The sequence below is a fragment of the Paraburkholderia podalyriae genome (assembly GCF_014397785.1).
Classification (GTDB): domain Bacteria; phylum Pseudomonadota; class Gammaproteobacteria; order Burkholderiales; family Burkholderiaceae; genus Paraburkholderia; species Paraburkholderia podalyriae.
Genome location: NZ_VZQQ01000004.1, coordinates 332,350 through 349,911, shown reverse-complemented (window position 1 = coordinate 349,911; position 17,562 = coordinate 332,350). Strand labels below are relative to the sequence as shown.

General features: G+C 62.5%; 13 protein-coding genes and 4 pseudogenes. 8 read left to right on the top strand and 9 right to left on the bottom strand.

The window, feature by feature from the left end; genetic code table 11:
* From tnpC to F6X42_RS07020, 4 genes are all read right to left on the bottom strand, one after another.
* On the bottom strand, positions 1–1,433 hold a 1,433-nt coding region (tnpC, locus tag F6X42_RS07035), incomplete at its 3' end, for an IS66 family transposase (RefSeq protein WP_187633490.1).
* A gap of 65 nt (positions 1,434–1,498) precedes the next feature.
* A complete protein-coding gene (tnpB, locus tag F6X42_RS07030; protein WP_147394152.1) occupies positions 1,499–1,846 on the bottom strand; it encodes an IS66 family insertion sequence element accessory protein TnpB in 348 nt (115 codons plus the stop codon).
* On the bottom strand, positions 1,840–2,250 hold the full coding sequence (tnpA, locus tag F6X42_RS07025) for an IS66 family insertion sequence element accessory protein TnpA (protein WP_187633489.1): 411 nt from the start codon (positions 2,248–2,250) through the stop codon (positions 1,840–1,842). Before tnpA ends, tnpB begins: the two co-directional genes overlap by 7 nt.
* Positions 2,251–3,347: 1,097 nt before the next feature.
* The gene (locus F6X42_RS07020) at positions 3,348–4,160 is read right to left on the bottom strand and encodes a DNA-binding transcriptional regulator (protein WP_187633488.1); all 813 of its coding nucleotides are present in this window, start codon (positions 4,158–4,160) and stop codon (positions 3,348–3,350) included.
* 219 nt (positions 4,161–4,379) lie between these two features.
* Between F6X42_RS07020 and F6X42_RS07015 the strand changes: the two genes are divergently transcribed.
* The 7 genes from F6X42_RS07015 (at position 4,380) to F6X42_RS06985 (ending at position 12,220) form a co-directional block, all read left to right on the top strand.
* Positions 4,380–6,224 (top strand): bifunctional 3-(3-hydroxy-phenyl)propionate/3-hydroxycinnamic acid hydroxylase, encoded by a 1,845-nt coding sequence (locus tag F6X42_RS07015; RefSeq protein ID WP_187633487.1) that lies wholly within the window; start codon positions 4,380–4,382, stop codon positions 6,222–6,224.
* 1 nt (position 6,225) lies between these two features.
* Positions 6,226–7,188: a 3-carboxyethylcatechol 2,3-dioxygenase gene (locus tag F6X42_RS07010; RefSeq protein ID WP_187633486.1), complete on the top strand. Its 963-nt coding sequence runs from the start codon at positions 6,226–6,228 to the stop codon at positions 7,186–7,188.
* On the top strand, positions 7,178–7,966 hold the full coding sequence (gene mhpD, locus F6X42_RS07005) for a 2-keto-4-pentenoate hydratase (protein WP_187633485.1): 789 nt from the start codon (positions 7,178–7,180) through the stop codon (positions 7,964–7,966). The genes F6X42_RS07010 and mhpD overlap by 11 nt, the downstream gene beginning before the upstream one ends.
* 9 nt (positions 7,967–7,975) lie before the next feature.
* Positions 7,976–8,917, top strand: coding sequence for an acetaldehyde dehydrogenase (acetylating) (locus tag F6X42_RS07000; RefSeq protein WP_187633484.1), 942 nt, complete (start codon positions 7,976–7,978; stop codon positions 8,915–8,917).
* A 12-nt stretch (positions 8,918–8,929) separates the two neighbouring features.
* The gene (dmpG, locus tag F6X42_RS06995; protein WP_187633483.1) at positions 8,930–9,952 is read left to right on the top strand and encodes a 4-hydroxy-2-oxovalerate aldolase; all 1,023 of its coding nucleotides are present in this window, start codon (positions 8,930–8,932) and stop codon (positions 9,950–9,952) included.
* Positions 9,953–10,040: 88 nt separating this feature from the next.
* Positions 10,041–11,276, top strand: a complete 1,236-nt coding sequence (gene mhpT / locus F6X42_RS06990; RefSeq protein WP_246529990.1) for a 3-(3-hydroxy-phenyl)propionate transporter MhpT — start codon at positions 10,041–10,043, stop codon at positions 11,274–11,276.
* 77 nt (positions 11,277–11,353) lie between these two features.
* The gene (locus F6X42_RS06985; protein WP_187633481.1) at positions 11,354–12,220 is read left to right on the top strand and encodes an alpha/beta fold hydrolase; all 867 of its coding nucleotides are present in this window, start codon (positions 11,354–11,356) and stop codon (positions 12,218–12,220) included.
* A gap of 459 nt (positions 12,221–12,679) precedes the next feature.
* Here the strand turns inward: F6X42_RS06985 and F6X42_RS06980 are convergent.
* From F6X42_RS06980 to F6X42_RS06970, 4 genes and pseudogenes are all read right to left on the bottom strand, one after another.
* Positions 12,680–13,630, bottom strand: a pseudogene (locus tag F6X42_RS06980) (alkene reductase); the annotation flags it as partial.
* 224 nt (positions 13,631–13,854) lie between these two features.
* Positions 13,855–14,148, bottom strand: a pseudogene (locus tag F6X42_RS43875) (LLM class flavin-dependent oxidoreductase); the annotation flags it as partial.
* Positions 14,136–14,417 (bottom strand): annotated as a pseudogene (locus F6X42_RS06975) (MoaF-related domain-containing protein); the annotation flags it as partial. The pseudogenes F6X42_RS43875 and F6X42_RS06975, both read right to left, overlap by 13 nt.
* A 26-nt stretch (positions 14,418–14,443) precedes the next feature.
* On the bottom strand, positions 14,444–15,646 hold the full coding sequence (locus F6X42_RS06970) for an MFS transporter (protein ID WP_187633479.1): 1,203 nt from the start codon (positions 15,644–15,646) through the stop codon (positions 14,444–14,446).
* Positions 15,647–15,749: 103 nt separating this feature from the next.
* Here F6X42_RS06970 and F6X42_RS06965 point away from each other — a divergent pair.
* Positions 15,750–15,863 (top strand): annotated as a pseudogene (locus F6X42_RS06965) (helix-turn-helix domain-containing protein); the annotation flags it as partial.
* A 564-nt stretch (positions 15,864–16,427) separates the two neighbouring features.
* Here F6X42_RS06965 and F6X42_RS06960 read toward each other — a convergent pair.
* Positions 16,428–17,351: a LysR substrate-binding domain-containing protein gene (locus tag F6X42_RS06960; RefSeq protein ID WP_187633478.1), complete on the bottom strand. Its 924-nt coding sequence runs from the start codon at positions 17,349–17,351 to the stop codon at positions 16,428–16,430.
* Positions 17,352–17,562 lie beyond the last annotated feature (211 nt).

Sequence of the window (17,562 nt, the reverse complement as noted above, 5' to 3'; positions counted from 1 at the left end):
AAACCGTTCAGGCGAGCCGTGCCGAGCAGCGAATACATCGTGGCGCTCGCGCGGGCGCCGCGCGGGGAGCCCGCGAAGAGCCAGTTCGCCCTTCCGAGGGCAATGGGTCTGATTTGCCGCTCGAGAGCGTTGTTGTCCGGCAGCAGGATACCGCTCTCAGTGTAGCGAACGAGCGCCGGCCAGTGACGTAACGCATAGCCGAAGGCCTTTGCAAGCGGCGCCTGAGCCGGCAAGCCGATGACGTTGCCTTCCAGCCATTGCCGGAACAGCACGAGTAGCGGCAGTGCCTCAGTTTGCCGCGCCGCATATTTGAGCTCAGGCGTCTGGTCCTTGATCCGCGACTCGATCGCATACAACTGCGTGATCCACTGCAGCGCCTGCGCTGCAAGTCCCGGTTTGCTTTGCGCCTTCGCGATTTCGAAGAAGCGTCGGCGGCAATGGGCCCAACATCCAACCTCGACGATATCTCCGGTTTCGTAGAGTGCGCCATGTCCACTGTATGCGTCGGCCTGCAGATAGCCTTTGTACTTTTGCAGGTAGCGCAGCGGATGCGAACCGGAGCGCGACTCAGCGAATTCGAACACGACCGCCGGCGGGTGGTCAACCCAGACACCGTTCTCCTCGCGCTGCCCCGCGCCCAGGTATCCCCATAATCGTGCGGTGCGCGTCGCCGTGCGACCCTTCTCGAGTAACGGCAGCGTTGTGTCGTCCACGTGCATGCGCGGGGCCTGCAACTGGTGAGCCCGTAGCGGCGGCAGCAGCACTTCGAGCAGCTCGGCTGCCGCCAGCTTCCATTCACACAGCGTTGCCCGGGGCAGGTACACACCACGGCGCGCGTAGCGCGTCTCCTGGCGATTCAAGGGAAGATGATCGACGTAGGTATTGACCAGGATGTTAGCCAGCAGGCTCGCGCTCGCATTGCTCTTCGGCAGCGGTGAAGGCTGGGCGCTCGCCGTCACGATGGTCGACTCACCATCCTTCTTCGCCGCGTATCTGAAGCGGATGTGCTCAATGACGGTGAGCCTGGATGGCTCGTAGTGCAGCGTCTCGCTGCGCTCTTCGCCGATGCATTCGAGTGAATCGAATGCCGCCTTCTGTTCGTCGCTCAGATCGTATTCAATGCGCGTGCGCGGCAGGTCCTTCGGCAGGGCAGGACGTCCCTTGCGGGTGTGGCCTGCAACCGGAACCTCGTCCGGCTCGGGCGGAACCGGTAACTCCGTAGCGGCATCGAACAGATCCGCCTGGGCCGCCAGCCGCTCGGAGCTGACCCCGAAGTGCGCGCGGTTCGCCTGGGCAATCTGGTGCTGCAGGATTTCCAGTTGCTCCCACAGCACGCATGCCAGCCTGTTCTGTTCGAGCGCGAAGGCTTGCAGCGCATCGGGCTCGACCGGCAAATCCGCGACAGTGATGGCGGTGGGCGGCATGCCTGTCATGATGCCCAACTCGCGCGACGTTTACAAGATCGGAGAGCGTTGTATCTGCGCAGGCAATAGCCAGTTCAGCTCACGCGCTTCACTGCGACGGCACGATGCGGCTCGCGCGCCGGGATCTCGATGCCTTCCAGCCAGGCGTTGAGTTCAGCGAGCGTGAAGCCACGTTGGGCGAGTGACGACGGTGATGGAAAATGTCCGTGTTCAAGCCGCTTGTACCAGAGCGCGAAACCGGTGCGATCCCAATATAAGCACTTGACCTTCGTGCGATCCCGACCAACGAACACGAACAGATTGCCAGAGGCCGGCTTCTGGGCCAGAAGCGGTTCGACCAGATACGACAGTGTGTCGATCGACTTGCGCATGTCGACCGGATCACGGCAGATGTAGGCACGAACGTCGGCGGCGATCAGCAACGCGCACCTCCAAGCTGCCCGAGCACGAAGCGCACGATGCGCTCGGCGTGCGCGCCCGTCAGTTCGATGCGAACGCCGGCGAGGGACAGCGTCACCCGATCACGCGTAGACGACGTGTCCACTGTCGGTGATGGCACCGCTGGCGGCGCCCCGATGCCCGCATGGGCAACGACGAACGCCGCGTCAGGGGTGACCGCCAGCGGACGCTCGGTTTCATCCTCCAGGTTCGACAGTTTCTTGCGCCACAGATCGAACGTACTGACGGCAAGTCCCTGCTCACGGCAGAAGTGACGCTCGCCAAGTCCGCTTCCTTTCCATGCCATGACCATCTCTCGCCAGAACGCCTCGCCCTGCCGAGGCCGCCGCGTGCCCGTCGATACAGTCTCTCCCGCGGTGTTCTCCATCGCATTGCTCCGTCGTTACGATGGCTACACCTTCGCACCGCGCGTACGTGCGTTCAAGACGGGATGCGCTGACGGATACGAATCGGGAGTATGAAGAAGCGGCGTCTAATTTCGGAACGGGTCTCTTCACAGACATACAACTAGCGCAGGCCGTCGCGCCCGGAAATTCACGCGTTACAGCCAATTCACGCGTTACAGCCCACTCTGAGTCCGATCCGACCACTCTCTTGTTTCGGCTGCAGGCTCTCTTCATCGAGGCCGATCGTTGCATTCATCAGATGTATCTGACATGGGCTAAACAACGTGCGCCGCAACCTATTGCGCTGGTTTGCACGGACGCTGGCTATGGCAGCCGGAACCCGCTTGAGCGCATCAAGCTGGTAAGTCAGTGTGGCACTTATCTTAGCGAAGCACTTATGAAGGCCGAAGCCCATCCCGAGCTTGACCCGCAAGAGCGATACCGCGTTGTTATGGAGGAGCTATCAAAAGCAAGCGCGTGTCCCACGCAGACTTCAGTTCCTTCCGTCCGATGAAAACGGTGCTGAACTTCGCGGTAACCAGTTCGGATGTATCGTTACCGGTAACAACTACGACGAGGAGAAACCAATGGCACAAACAACAAATGGACCACTTTCCCACGCGCGGTCGGCTGTCGGGCTCAGCGCATCTTCTCAACGGCACGGCCTGCCCGGTCCCGCTGCCTCCGCTGCGGGCGTGGCGTGCGATCGGTGCAGCCATACTTTCGCCGATGAGCAGCTATGTCGAAATACGCCCATTGATAACTGCCTCCCGTTCATTTTGAGGAACGACACGCCAGACGCTAGCATATTGGCAATGGCGCATCGATGCGTCACAGCGTTGCCACCGGTTTGTCACCGCGACATTACGAACGCTGCCTCATCTCCTCAATGCGGCCATACGCCGGTCACGAAGGGAGCGGCGGCTCAGGGTCGCGTGCCGCCGATCGCTGCCTTACGAAGTTCGAGCGATGTATGCCGATTGCATGAGGCAGTGATCGGCCACTCGCGGACGTTCAACGACCTACTACCGATGACTGGAGTACTTCCCAAAGCGGCCAACGGACGCCAACCCTTTCGCTACGCCTTCCCACGCGGGTTTGCATCGTCCTGGGCTTCCAACGCCGCGACCATTTCACCTGCGGCCAGTTGCAGGTCCGGTACATAGCGACGCGTCGCTTCCACAAGTGTCACCGCGCGAGACAGAAAAACGACGTTCAAGCTCGCGAGGACGCGCTCGCGCGATACGATCGCGACCGCAACGGCGCCGATCCTACTCTGAGCCGCCCAATCACCGTGATTCGAACCGAAACCATCGGCGCGAACGCGTCGAATGAGGTTGCGAACTAGTGCATCGCTGGACGCCAGCGCCTTTTGTTCATCGCCGCCCGCACCCGAGCGCAGCAAGTCGAGAATATCCTCACGCTCGCCGTCGGGACACATCGCGAAATAGGCGCGGCCCGCCGCCGTCAAAAGAATCGGCAAGCGCCGGCCAACCATCGACCGATGAAACGATAGTTGGCTGAACCGGTGCGTCGTCTCGCGGATGATCATCGCGTCGCCGTCGGGCGTCGTCAGATCGGATGGCCACGCTACGCGCTGCAGCATCCGGCCCATGATGGGCGGGGCGACGGTCGCGATGCGTTCGTCGTCGGTGAAGCCTTCGCTCAATGAACGGACACTGAGCGTCAGGCGAAAGCTGTCGTCCGACGCACTGCGCCGCACGAACCCTTCTTCGACCAGCGTCTCGAGCAATCGCCGCACGGTGGTGCGGTGCAAGCCGATTGCGTCGCTGATCTGCTGGCTCGTGGCGCGTCCACTTTCCATCGCATTGAGCGCACGCAGAACCTGCAGGCCGCGAGCCAGACCTCGAACGTTTGTGTACGTCGCCACAGAAAAATCCCTTTCGAATCAGCTATGTGCATTCTATGCACATTTCTTGGATTTTGTTGAGGGCGCGGGTGACGCTCCCTAGACTTGCATCAAAACCAACTATTCAAAAGGAGACGCACCGGGTGACCGACGTCACGCATGCGTCTTCTGAATCTGACTGAACAAACCAGTATCGGACGCGACCACGGACCTCATCCGGGCGCGATCAAGGAGACAGACATGGGACCCGTCGTCGACACGGTGGCCGGTAGCGGCCACCCCGAGATTGTGTCAACCGACATCGCCATCATCGGCGCCGGCCCGGTTGGCCTGATGATCGCCAATTATCTGGGACTGCAAGGCGTGCGTGTCGTGCTGCTCGAAAAGCTCGATCAGATCATCGACTATCCGCGCGCCATCGGCCTCGACGATGAAGCCTTGCGCGTGTTCCAGTCCGTCGGGCTGGCCGACGACCTGCTGCCGCATACGACGCCGGAACACTGGATGCGCTTCGTCACGCGCACTGGTCGCTGTTTTGCTTCGATCGAGCCCCGCACCGATGAATTCGGCTGGTCGCGCCGCAACGCCTTCATTCAACCGCTGGCCGATCGCATCCTGTTTCAGGGGTTGCAACGGTTCCCGCACGTACAGGTGCTGTTCGGACACACGGTCGACGGCTTTACACAGGACGACACCGCCGTATCGATCGACGCGCACGATGAAAGCGGCGCGAGCAAATCGATCCGCGCGGCCTATATGATCGGCGCGGACGGCGGCAATAGCTTCGTGCGTCGCACGCTCGACGTGCTGTTCGAAGGACGCACCAAGGCGAATCAGTGGATTGTCGTCGATGTACGCAATGACCCGATTGGCTCGCCTCATGTCTACATGCATTGCGATCCGGCGCGGCCATATGTGTCGGCGGCTTTGCCGCACGGCATCCGGCGCTTCGAGTTCATGGTGATGCCTGGCGAGACGGAAGAAGAACTCTCGACACCGGAGAACATGGCGGCACTGGTCGGCAAGGTGGTCGCCGACCCCGCCCAGGTCGACTACATCAGAAAGCGCGTGTACACGCACAACGCGCGCCTTGCGAGCACGTTCCGCGTGAAGCGCGTGCTGCTCGCGGGCGACGCCGCGCACATCATGCCTGTGTGGCAAGGACAGGGCTACAACAGCGGCATCCGCGACGCGAACAATCTTGGCTGGAAGCTCGTCATGGTGGTCAAAGGTCTCGCGGGCGACAGTCTGCTTGACACCTACACGACGGAGCGCCGCGCCCATGCGCGCTCGATGATCCATTTGTCGGAAGTCGCGGGCGACATCTTCGCGCCGACGAGCCGCCTCGGCACCACGTTCCGCGATGCTTTCGTGCGTTCGCTCGCCGTGCTGCCGTCGCTCAAGCGCTACTTCGTCGAAATGCGTTTCAAACCGATGCCGCGCTATGAATCGGGCGTGGTGCTACTGCCTGAGCGCGAGCGCCGTGACGGCTTTCTCGCTCGATTGCTGGAGCGCTCTGGCCATTCGGCAACTGGTCGCATGCTTGGCTTGATGAGCGAGAAGCGCGAGTCGCTGATCGGGCGTCTTGTGCACGGACGCGATCCGCAAAGCCAGTCGCCCGTGGGCCGCATGTTCATTCAGCCCCCCGTTCGCACGGCGGACGGCGCAGTGATGCGCCTCGACGATGCGATCGGCAATCGCTTCGCGATCATCGGATGGGGTACGGAGCCGACGTTCGGACTGACACGGGAGGCACGCGAGACGTGGGCGCGAATGGGCGGCTGCTTCGTGATCGCCAAGCCCGACACGCAGTTGGACTATCGCGACGACGTGCCGGCAGACGTGATCGCCATCGGCGACGTGAGCGGCCGGCTGAAGGAATGGTTCACGCGCGCGCCAGAGTCGGTCGTGCTGCTGCGCCCGGACCGCTTTGTCGCAGGCATATGCATGCCGCAGCAGGTGTCGCGCAGTATCGCGGACCTGGCTGGCAAGCTTGATTTGCGATCGCTCGCTACGCGCGTCGTTCAGTACGCAGACGATGAAGCTGGCTGTGCCGCGACTGTCGCAATCGAAGCAGGAGCCTGACATGCCGATCCTTCTCGAATGCCTGTCCCACACGCCGCTGCACGGTTACTTCGACCCCGCGCCGGAGATCGTCGCCGAGGTGGAACGTGTGCAGCGCAAAGCCCGCGCGCGCGTTGAAGAATTCGATCCGGAACTGGTCGTGGCCTTCGCGCCTGATCACTACAACGGCTTCTTCTACGACATGATGCCGCAGTTCTGCATCGGCGTCGCCGCGACGGCGATTGGCGACTTCAATAGTCTCGCCGGCCCGCTCGACGTGCCGCAGGACATCGCGCTGGCGATGGCAGAGAACGTGCTGGCGAATGAAGTCGATGTGTCGGTGTCGTACCGGATGCAGGTCGATCACGGATGCGCGCAGGCGTTGGAAGTGTTGACGGGCGGCCTCGATCGTTACCCGGTCGTCCCGGTCTTCATCAATTCGGTGGCGTCGCCGATGGCATCGTGCCGCCGTTCGCGCCTGCTCGGCGACGGGATCGGCCGCATTCTCTCGCGTACAGACAAGCGTGTGCTCGTGATCGGCTCGGGCGGCATCTCGCACGAACCGCCCGTGCCCGACATCGCAGGCGCAAGCGCAGAGGTCGCCGAACGGCTGATCGACGGACGCAATCCGTCGGCCGAAGCGCGCGCGGCTCGGCAAGCACGCACGGTAGCCGCGGCGAAGTCGTTCACGGCGGGCGACAGCCATTTGCATCCCTTGAATTCCGACTGGGATCGCGCATTCCTCAATCAGCTCGCAGCGGGTGAAGTCACCGCCGCCGACGGCATGACCAATGCCGCGATCACGCGCGACGCCGGCAAGTCCGCACATGAAATCCGCACTTGGATCGCGGCGTTCGGCGCGCTCTCGGCGTACGGCCCGTATCGCGCATCGCTTGATTACTACCGTCCCATTCCCGAATGGATCGCAGGCTTCGGCGCGATGCATGCGCAGCCGGACACACAAGGAGACTTTCATGTCCAATGAAGCAATCGAAAGTGCATTGGCTGAACGCCTGCGCGATGCCGAACACACACGGCAGCCGGTCGCGCCGGTGCGCGGCGAGATTTCCACCGACGATGCCGCGCTCGCGTACGCCGTGCAGCGCGCGAACGTCGACGCGCGATGCGCTGCCGGCGAGCGCGTGGTCGGCCGCAAGATCGGTCTAACGTCGCCTGCCGTGCAGCAGCAACTTGGTGTCGATCAACCCGACTTCGGCACGCTGTTCGCATCGATGGCCTACGGCGACAACGCGCCGATGCCGCTATCGCGTCTGATCCAGCCGAAGGTCGAAGCGGAGATCGCGCTCGTGCTTCAGCGCGATCTCGTGCAGGACGAACACACGTTCGCCGACCTGATCGGCGCGACCGCCTACACGCTCGCTGCGATCGAGGTCGTCGACAGCCGTATCCAGAACTGGGACATCCGCTTCGTGGACACCGTCGCCGACAACGCGTCGAGCGCGATGTTCGTGCTCGGAAGCCGTCCGGTGCCGCTCTCCGCAATCGATTTGAGAGCCTGCGCAATGACGCTTTCGCAGGACGAAGAGGTGCTGTCGCGCGGCAATGGCTCGGCATGTCTCGGCAATCCGCTCAACGCAGCCGTGTGGCTTGCTAATCGCATGGTGCAACTCGGCACGCCGCTTCGCGCCGGCGACGTCGTGCTGACGGGCGCGCTCGGACCGATGGTAACCGTCAAGCGCCCCGGCACGTTCACCGCGCAAATCGACGGACTCGGCAGCGTCTGCGCCACTTTCACCGACTAAGGAACTCACATGGCAACCGACAAACTCAAGGCCGCGATCATCGGCTCCGGCAACATCGGCACCGATCTGATGATCAAGATCATGCGACACGGCAAGCATCTGGAAGTGGCCGCCATGGTCGGCATCGACGCGGCGTCCGATGGTCTCGCGCGCGCTGCGCGCCTCGGTGTCGCGACGACGCACGGTGGCGTTCAGGGACTCGCGCGTCTGCCCGAGTTCGACGACATCGACTTCGTGTTCGATGCGACCTCTGCTGGCGCGCACGTCAAGAACGACGCGTTTCTGCGCGCGCTCAAGCCCGGCATTCGCCTGATCGACCTGACGCCAGCGGCGATCGGCCCGTACTGCGTGCCCGTCGTGAATCTGGATGCGCACATCGACAGCAGCAACGTCAACATGGTGACCTGCGGCGGGCAAGCGACCATTCCGATGGTTGCAGCTGTGTCGCGCGTGGCGAAGGTTCATTACGCGGAGATCGTCGCGTCGATCAGCAGCAAGTCGGCCGGACCCGGCACTCGCGCGAACATCGACGAGTTCACGGAAACCACGTCGAAGGCGATCGAAGCGGTGGGCGGCGCCCACAAGGGCAAGGCGATCATCGTGCTGAACCCGGCTGAGCCTCCGTTGATGATGCGCGATACGGTCTACGTGCTCTCCGAGCTTGCCGACCAGGCAAAGATCGAAGCATCGATCGAAGCCATGGCCGCCGCCGTGCAGGCCTACGTGCCGGGCTACCGTCTCAAGCAAAAGGTTCAGTTCGACGAGATTCCCGCCGCCGAGCCGCTCAGCATTCCCGGGCTCGGCCGCGTCAGCGGATTGAAGACTTCCGTGTTCGTCGAAGTGGAAGGCGCCGCGCACTATCTGCCGGCCTATGCCGGCAACCTGGACATCATGACCTCGGCCGCGCTTGCGACGGCGGAACGCATGGCCCAATCGCTCGCGAACGCATAAAGGATCATCGAAATGAGCAAGAAACTTTACATCTCCGACGTCACGCTGCGCGACGGCATGCATGCGATCCGCCATCGATATTCGATTGAGAACGTGCAGGACATCGCCCGCGCGTTGGACCGCGCGAAGGTCGACAGCATTGAAGTCGCACACGGCGACGGCTTGCAGGGCTCCAGCTTCAACTACGGCTTCGGCGCGCACAGCGATCTGGCGTGGATCGAAGCGGCCGCCGATGTCGTGAGTCACGCGAAGATTGCGACGCTGCTCTTGCCCGGCATCGGCACGATTCACGATCTTAAGGCCGCCTACAACGCGGGCGCGCGCGTCGTGCGCGTGGCAACGCATTGCACGGAAGCCGATATCTCGAAGCAGCATATCGAGTACGCGCGCGAACTCGGCATGGACACTGTGGGCTTCCTGATGATGAGCCACATGACCACGCCGGAAAAGCTGGCCGTCGAAGCGAAGAAGATGGAGAGTTACGGCGCGACCTGCATCTACGTGGTGGACTCGGGCGGCGCGATGAACATGAGCGACATTCGCGCGCGCTTCAAGGCGTTCAAGGACGTGCTGGATCCCGCCACGCAGACGGGCATGCATGCGCATCACAACCTCAGCCTCGGCGTGGCAAATTCGATCGTCGCAGTGGAGGAAGGATGCGACCGCATCGATGCAAGCCTTGCAGGGATGGGCGCGGGAGCCGGCAATGCGCCGCTCGAAGTGTTCATAGCGGCGGCAGAACGGCTCGGCTGGCATCACGGCACCGACCTCTACACGCTGCTCGACGCCGCCGACGACCTCATACGACCGCTGCAGGACCGCGCCGTCCGCGTGGATCGCGAGACGCTCGCGCTGGGTTATGCCGGTGTCTATTCGAGCTTCCTGCGCCACTCGGAAGTCGCGGCGAGGAAGTACGGCCTCAAGACCGTGGACATCCTCGTCGAACTGGGAAGGCGCCGCATGGTGGGCGGCCAGGAAGACATGATCGTCGACGTCGCCCTGGATCTTAAGCGCGAGCTCAACACACCCAACTAGCGCAACGCTCTCGTTTGAACGGATGCAGTCATAGCCCGCAGCGCTATCGCCGCCAAGAGCGATGCTGAACCTACATTGGAGACATCATATGAAAACCTCAACACCCGCTCGCGCGAGCGGCGCCATTACCGTCGGCTTGTGCCTTATCGTCGCGTTGCTCGAGGGACTTGATCTGCAATCCACAGGGGTCGCCGCGCCACGCATGGCGCGCGAATTTCACCTCGCCGTCGCGCAGATGGGATGGGCGTTCAGCGTCGGCGCACTCGGCCTGCTGCCGGGCGCGGCAGTTGGCGGGCGCCTCGCGGACCGGCTCGGCCGCAAGCGTGTGCTGATGCTCGCGGTGGCGCTGTTCGGCATTTGCTCGATTGCGACGACTCAGGTCTGGCACTTCGAGAGCCTGCTCGCCGCGCGCTTCCTGACGGGCCTCGGACTCGGCGCCGCGATGCCGAACCTGATCGCGCTCTGTTCCGAAGCGGCGTCGCCGCATCAGCGCAGTTCGGCCGTCGGCGCGATGTACTGCGGCATGCCGTTCGGCGCGGCAATCGCAGCCGTGATCGGGATCGTCAGCCCGGGCGATGAAGGCTGGCGGCACATCTTCTATGTCGGCGGCGTTGGGCCGTTGCTGATTCTGCCGCTGCTCGCGCTCTTCCTGAAGGAATCCGCTCACTTCATCGCGACCAGGTCGACCGAATCTGCGCATCATGAGCCGGCACCCGGTGTCGCTCAGGCACTCTGGAAAGAAGGCCGCGCCGGTACGACCCTCGCGCTGTGGATCAGCTTTCTCGGTACGCTGATCGTGCTGTACTTTTTGATCAACTGGTTGCCGTCGATGGTGCTGAGCCGGGGCCTCACGCGCGTGCAATCGAGCGTCGTGCAGATGATGTTCAACATCGGCGGCGGCATCGGTGCCATCGTCATCGCGGGGCTGATGGACCGGATCGGCCGGCGGCCTACCGTCACGGGTATGTACATCGGGATCGCCGTGGCGCTCGCCGTGCTCGCGAGTGCTGGCTCGAGTATGGGGATGGCGTTCGGCGGTCTGCTGGCGGGTCTGTTTCTCGTCGGCGGACAGTCTGTGCTGTATGCGCTCGCCAGCAACATCTATCCGACGCAGGTTCGGGGCACGGGTGTCGGCGCCGCCGTCGCGGTGGGGCGCATGGGCTCGATCCTCGGGCCATTGATTGCCGGCCAGTTGCTGGCGATCGGGCAAAGCGCGTCGGTGCTGGTTACCGCAAGCATCCCGATGATCGCGGTGGCCGCCATCGCGGCGCTGTTCGTGGTAGCCAGGTTTCCGCGTGGCTCATACATGGCCGTGGCGCAGTAGCTCGCGCGCACTCGGATCATCCGATACAGCGGGCTTTCGCCCGTTCCGATACTCACTCTGAAACGAGGTAACGTGAAATGACAGCAACGAAGGTTCAAAGCGAAATGGCGACCAGCAAATTCGTGAGCATCAAGGAAGGCGAGGGCGAACTGCGCGTGCATTACAACGATGCCGGCCAAGGCGACGAGACGGTCGTGATGCTGCACGGGTCTGGTCCCGGCGCGAGCGGTTGGGCGAACTTCAACCGCAATGTCGACGCATTCGTCGACGCCGGTTATCGCGTGATCCTGCTGGACTGCCCCGGGTGGGGAAAGTCCGATTCCATTGTGTGCCGCGGCTCGCGTTCAGAACTGAATGCACGCGTACTAAAAGGACTGATGGATGCGCTTGACATTGAACGCGTCCACATCGTCGGCAATTCGATGGGCGGTCACAGCGCGGTCGCGTTTGCCCTGGCGGACCCGGAACGTGTCGGCAAGCTGGTGCTGATGGGCGGCGGCACGGGCGGCCCTAGCCAGTTCGTGCCGATGCCGACGGAAGGCATCAAGCTGCTTCAGGCGCTCTACCGTGAGCCGACGCTCGACAACCTGAAAAGAATGTTGAACGTCTTCGTGTTCGACACCAGCACGCTGACCGATGAGCTGATGCAAGCGCGGCTGGAAAACATGCTTGCGCGGCGCGATCACCTTGAGAATTTCGTCAAGAGCCTCGCGGCCAATCCGAAGCAGTTCCCGGACGTGGGCCCACGTCTCGGCGAGATCTCCGCGCCGGCGCTCGTCATCTGGGGGCGCGACGACCGCTTCGTGCCAGTGGATATCGGACTGCGTCTTGTGTGGGGGATGCCGAATGCCGACCTGCATGTCTTCGGTCGATGCGGCCATTGGGCGCAGTGGGAGCATGCCGGGAAGTTCAATCAGATGGTGCTGGAATTCCTGGGGCGTTGAGGCGATTTACAACGGCGTGTGCGTGCAGTCTGCGTTGGATCGAAAGACGAAGCGCCGAGCTGCCGTGAGCGTCAGTTTCACTGCAAACAGCGGACAGTCGCGAGCGTGGGTTGACTGGCGGCTTCGGGTCGCAAGTACTCATTCGCTTTCCGCGGGACGAGTCATTCGCGACCACCGACCTGTGAATGACAGGAAAGCGCCCCATACCCGTCTGACCGGCACCGATGCTCGAATGACGGCTCAGGCCGATCTTGAGACGCTCGTCTCGGACGTTCTTGCTTGGTAGCGGTCACAGACGCTCACGGGGCGTGTCGCAACGCCGGTTGACGACCTTTTGTGACCATGGAAGGTTTATGGTTGAAACTTGTCGATCTCGGAAGTTATTTGAGTAACAGACCCAGCGCCTAGGCCCCCTTTTTGACTTAGAATCCGGCCAAACGGAAGTTATTTGGTTAAATTTCCGGAAGCAAATCGAGTTCCTCTACAACTTACCTTGTACTTGCCCGCGTAAATGAGCACGCCTTGGAACACTTCGCGCAGCTTTCGCTTGAATTCGACCGGCATCAGCGGCGCGTCGTTCCAGTCCGCTTCGGCGATGTGGAGGTAGCCGACGCCGAGATCGCCGAGCAGCTTTGCCGCCGCGAGGTAGGTCGTCTCAGGGTCCGCGTCGACGCAGCCATTCAGCGTGGTCAGCGGCGCGAGACGGATGCCGACGCGCGACGCGTCGCCCGTGCCTTCGATCAGCGCCTGTGCGACTTCGCCGAGAAAACGCAGCCGGTTCTCGAGTGACCCGCCGTATTCGTCCTTGCGTGTGTTGGCGTTCGAATCGATGAACTGGTTGACGGGATAGCCGTTCGCGCCGTGCAGTTCGACGCCGTCGAACCCCGCGTCGATCGCGTTGCGGGCCGCAGCGCGGTACTGGTTCACGACCTCGCGGATCTCATCGACCGTCAGCGCGCGCGGCGCGGACGCCTGGACGAATCCGGGCGTGCTGCCGTCGTCGCTCGCGATAAACACGTTCACACCTTCGGCCTGGATCGGCGACGACGACACGGGCTGCCGGCCGCCGAGCAGGCTCGTGTGGCTCAGCCGTCCGACGTGCCAGAGCTGCGCGAAGATGTGTCCGTCCGCGGCGTGCACGGCGTCGGTCACCTTGCGCCATCCGGCGACCTGCGTGGGCGTGTGAATGCCGGGCGTCCACGCGTAGCCCTTGCCGAGTGCCGAAATATAGGTGCCTTCGCTGACGATGAGTCCCGCACCGGCGCGCTGCGCGTAGTAGGCGGCCATCAGGTCGTTGGCTTCGTCGCCGGGTTGGCTGGCGCGCGAGCGCGTCATGGGTGGCATCACGATACGGTTCGATAACGTTATGCCACCAAGCTTCAGCGGTTGGAACAAAGGATCGTTAGTCATCTTGCTTCCCGTGTATCGTTCGCGGCGTGGGCGCCGCGAACCGATCGAATGAAAAATTTTTGCCGTAAATCTCAATCCCAGGTTGGCGCGAGGCCGTCCAGATTGACGTCGCGGTCCCATCGGCGAGAACTCGGTCGTACCGATACCGAATGCGCCGACGGCAAGCGCGAGGAGCGGCGGCGCCGCGCCGCCGCGCGCGGCCTGAGGGGATGCGGCGGTCGGTTTCATGCGATGGACTCCTGGGTATGCGAATGAAAATGTGGGAGGACTTCCATCGCGATTTCCGCGAGAGTTTCGTCGAGCGGGCGGCGGTTGCGCCGGAAATGGAGCCCGATGTGCTGCGCACCCGCGTCGCGCATAGCCGCCAGTTCCTCGATCAGTGCAATGCGGCCTGCGCGCGCGCCGAAGCGATGCCGTTGCAGCGGTTCGTGCGGATCGTCGGCGAGATCGAGATGGATGAAGGTGACGTACGGCTTGTTGCCCGCGACCGCCCGCCATGCGGCGGCGCGCCGCTGATGAAGAACGAGTGGGACGTGCCGGCGCCGAAGTCGTCGATGTGCACAACGGTCGAGCGATCGGCTTCCTGCCACGAAATCGCGTAGACGTTGTCCACGATGCGTTGCCACTGGTAGGCCACTTCGCCGCGGGCGCCGGCGAACGCGCCTTCGGTGATCTCGTAGCGCATATGGATGCCGTCGTCGGCATAGGCGTTGATGGCCGTGAGCCTCGCATAGCGGACTTCGAAGGTCTTGCCTGCAAACAGCGGATGGTCGGCGGGTGCGTTCATGATGCTGATCTCCGGCAGAGAAGGTTTCAGTGGGCAAGTTCCACGGGTTCGGCGGTACGATCGGGCAGGCCTTCGCGCTGGTCGAGGGATCCGCTCAGGGCAGTAAGCGCGAATGCGCCGAGCGTCACTGCGGCGGCAATCCATGGCGTGTGGCCGAGGCCGATGTGCGCGACGATCAGCCCGCCGAGCGACGAGCCGCCCGCGACGCCGAGATTGAACGCAGCGATGTTGAAGCCGGACGCGACATCAGTAGCCTCGGGAGCGAAGTGGCGCGCCTGCTTGACGACGTACACCTGCAGGCCCGGCACGTTGCCGAATGCGACCGCGCCCCAGCAGAGCATCGTCAACACGGCGAGCCACGCGTTGTGCACGGTGAAGGTGAGGGCGAACAGCACGGCGGCGAGCAGCAGGAAAATCCGCTTGAGCGCCTTGACCGGGCCGACACGATCGGCGAGCTTGCCGCCCCAGACGTTGCCGGTCGCGACCGACACGCCATAGGCGACGAGCACGAAGCTGACTTGCGACGGCGTAAAGCCCGAGATTTGCTCGAGTAGCGGCGCCATGAATGTGAACGCGATCAGTGAGCCGCCATAGCCGACAGCGGTCATTGCATAGACGAGCAGCAGCCGGGGTTGCGCGAGCACGCGGAATTGCTGGAAGAGCGGCGCGGGACGCGCATGCGCGAGATGCCGGGGCACGAAGGCAACAGCCCCGAGAAACGCAACCAGCCCGAAACCCGCGACGACGAGAAACGTCGCGCGCCAGCCGAAATGCTGGCCGATGAAGGTGCCGAGCGGAATGCCGGCGACGAATGCGACCGTCATGCCGCTGAACATGGTCGCGATCGCGCTCGCGGCCTTCTCCTTCGGTACGAGCGTGGTCGCGATGATCGAGCCCGCCGAAAAGAACACGCCGTGCGCGAGGCCGGTGAGAATCCGTGCGACGATCAGCGACTCGTAACTCGGCGCACGCCATGCAACGAGATTGCCGACCGTAAACAGCGCCATCAGCCCCGCGAGCAGCGTCTTGCGCGGCAGGCGGCCGGTCAGCGCGGTGAGGAGCGGCGCACCAATCGCCACACTGAGCGCGTACAGGCTCACGAGAAGCCCGGCGGCCGGCAGGCTGACGCCGAGGTCGGATGCGATTGTCGGGATCAGGCCAACGATCACGAACTCGGTCGTGCCGATGGCGAAGGCGCTGATGGTGAGCGCGAGAAGAGCGAGCGGCATGGCGGTCGATCCGGAACATGAGTGGAGACCGGTGCAGTGTGCGCTCTTTACTTTTGCGGAAAAACCGGGTTATAAATGAAATTGTTTTGATTTGAAATCAACAATGGAAATCACGCTGGACGAATTGCGGACCTTCGCGGCGGTGGTCGACACCGGGTCGATCACGGCGGCCGCGCAGCAGCTCGACCTGACTGTGTCGGCCGCGAGCCGCACACTCGGCCTCCCCCGGGGAAAAGCCTCACAAGACCAATTGAGTTTTCGCAGGTTGTTACGAATCGGAAACACGCCTCGCTCGGATGCCGATCTCATTCGATGTGCTCTACCACTAGCCCTGTCGACGTTGCTGCTGATAACGATGCGCACGATGCGCCGCAGCGTCATCGCGTTGAATCTGCAGGTGGGCGGTCGCTGTGTGGTGAGCCGGATCCCACCGTCCACGAGGTGGGGACCGCGAGGCGCGCCGGTAGCAACCGGGTAATTGCCTGGTGTGCCGGCCGCCGATGTTGTTTCGCTTGTGGCATGGCGCGTATTGCCGGAGACTGCATCAGTCGGAGTGTCGTACGCCTTTACGTTATCTCAAGCGGACGTGCAAGTGTCCTGCGGTCATTGAATCGGCGACCCATTCGCTCCAACAAATCATCGAAATTTCAGGGCACGAGCGTGTTCGCGATTGTTGTAGCCGCGTGAGACGCGAAGGAAAAGTCGCACGATTCGCGGGCGCCGACGAATCGTACGAATCGTGCCGCGATTCGAACAGCGCACACTCGGGCTGGCTTTACTCTCATTGCGCCCACGACACCGTGTTCCGGGGCTGTGTACCACCACTTATGGCGTCGACCAGGAAATCAACGAAGGAAGTGATCCGCGAAGACAGGGCCGTATTGCGGTAATAGACAGCATGGATCGTTTGGCGAACATCACTCGTCTGCCGGGTGAGAATCTGGACAAGCCGTCCGGACTCACGGTCCTGTGAAGTCATGAAGTCCGACAGACAGACTATGCCAACGCCCTGAAGCGCCAGTTGCCGAAGCGTCTCGCCGCTCGAGGAATAAGCGGCCGGTTCGATACGATAAGGTTCACCATCAGCGCCATAGAGTGGCCAGACATTAAGCGACTCGGGCTGATTGAAGCCCAGAAGTACATGCTTGCCAAGCTCTTCAGCGTTGCGCGGCTGACCGTGCTTTTCGAGGTAGCCACGACTCGCGAGAATGCGCATCCGGCTCTTTCCGACGAGCCTGCTGTGCAGGGTCGAATCCTTGAGTTGAGCGATTCTGATCGCTACATCGGTACGACTTTCGAGCAGATCAATGATGCTGTCGTTGGTGTTGAGTTCCAGGGTTACATGCGGATAGCGCTTTCGGTAGCCCTGCACAATTGGCACGATCACATGCAGCATGAACGGCGTAGCGGCGTCGATCCGCAGCCGCCCCGAAGGCATTTCGCGTTGCGCGACCATCAGTTCCTCTGCGTTTTCGACGGAATCGATGATCGCTCGTGCATGCTGAAGAAATACCCGTCCCTCCTCGGTCAACTCGAGTTTGCGGGTATTTCGGCGCAGCAGTGTCGTTCTCAACTTCCCCTCAAGGCGCCCCAGCAATCGACTTACGGCCGACACCGTCAGGTTTAGATGGCGCGCAGCAGTTGTCATCGAACCCGTGTCTACGACGGCTGAAAAGGCCTGAAGCTCGTCCAAAGTGACTTTCATTGTTGAATTATTTTCAAAATAGTTTCGTTGATGAACTAGTTTCTCGAAAAAGGTAAAGCGAGCACACTCGGCGCAACATTGTAAGTGCACCTGATCGGGCGATCCTCGCGAGGAGAGGGGCAACGACGGGCAGGACGCGATATTCGGTCCCGGTCGCACGGCGACGGTTGGGCAGGTGCGGCATGCGCCACCTACCGCGCTCGTCCACCTC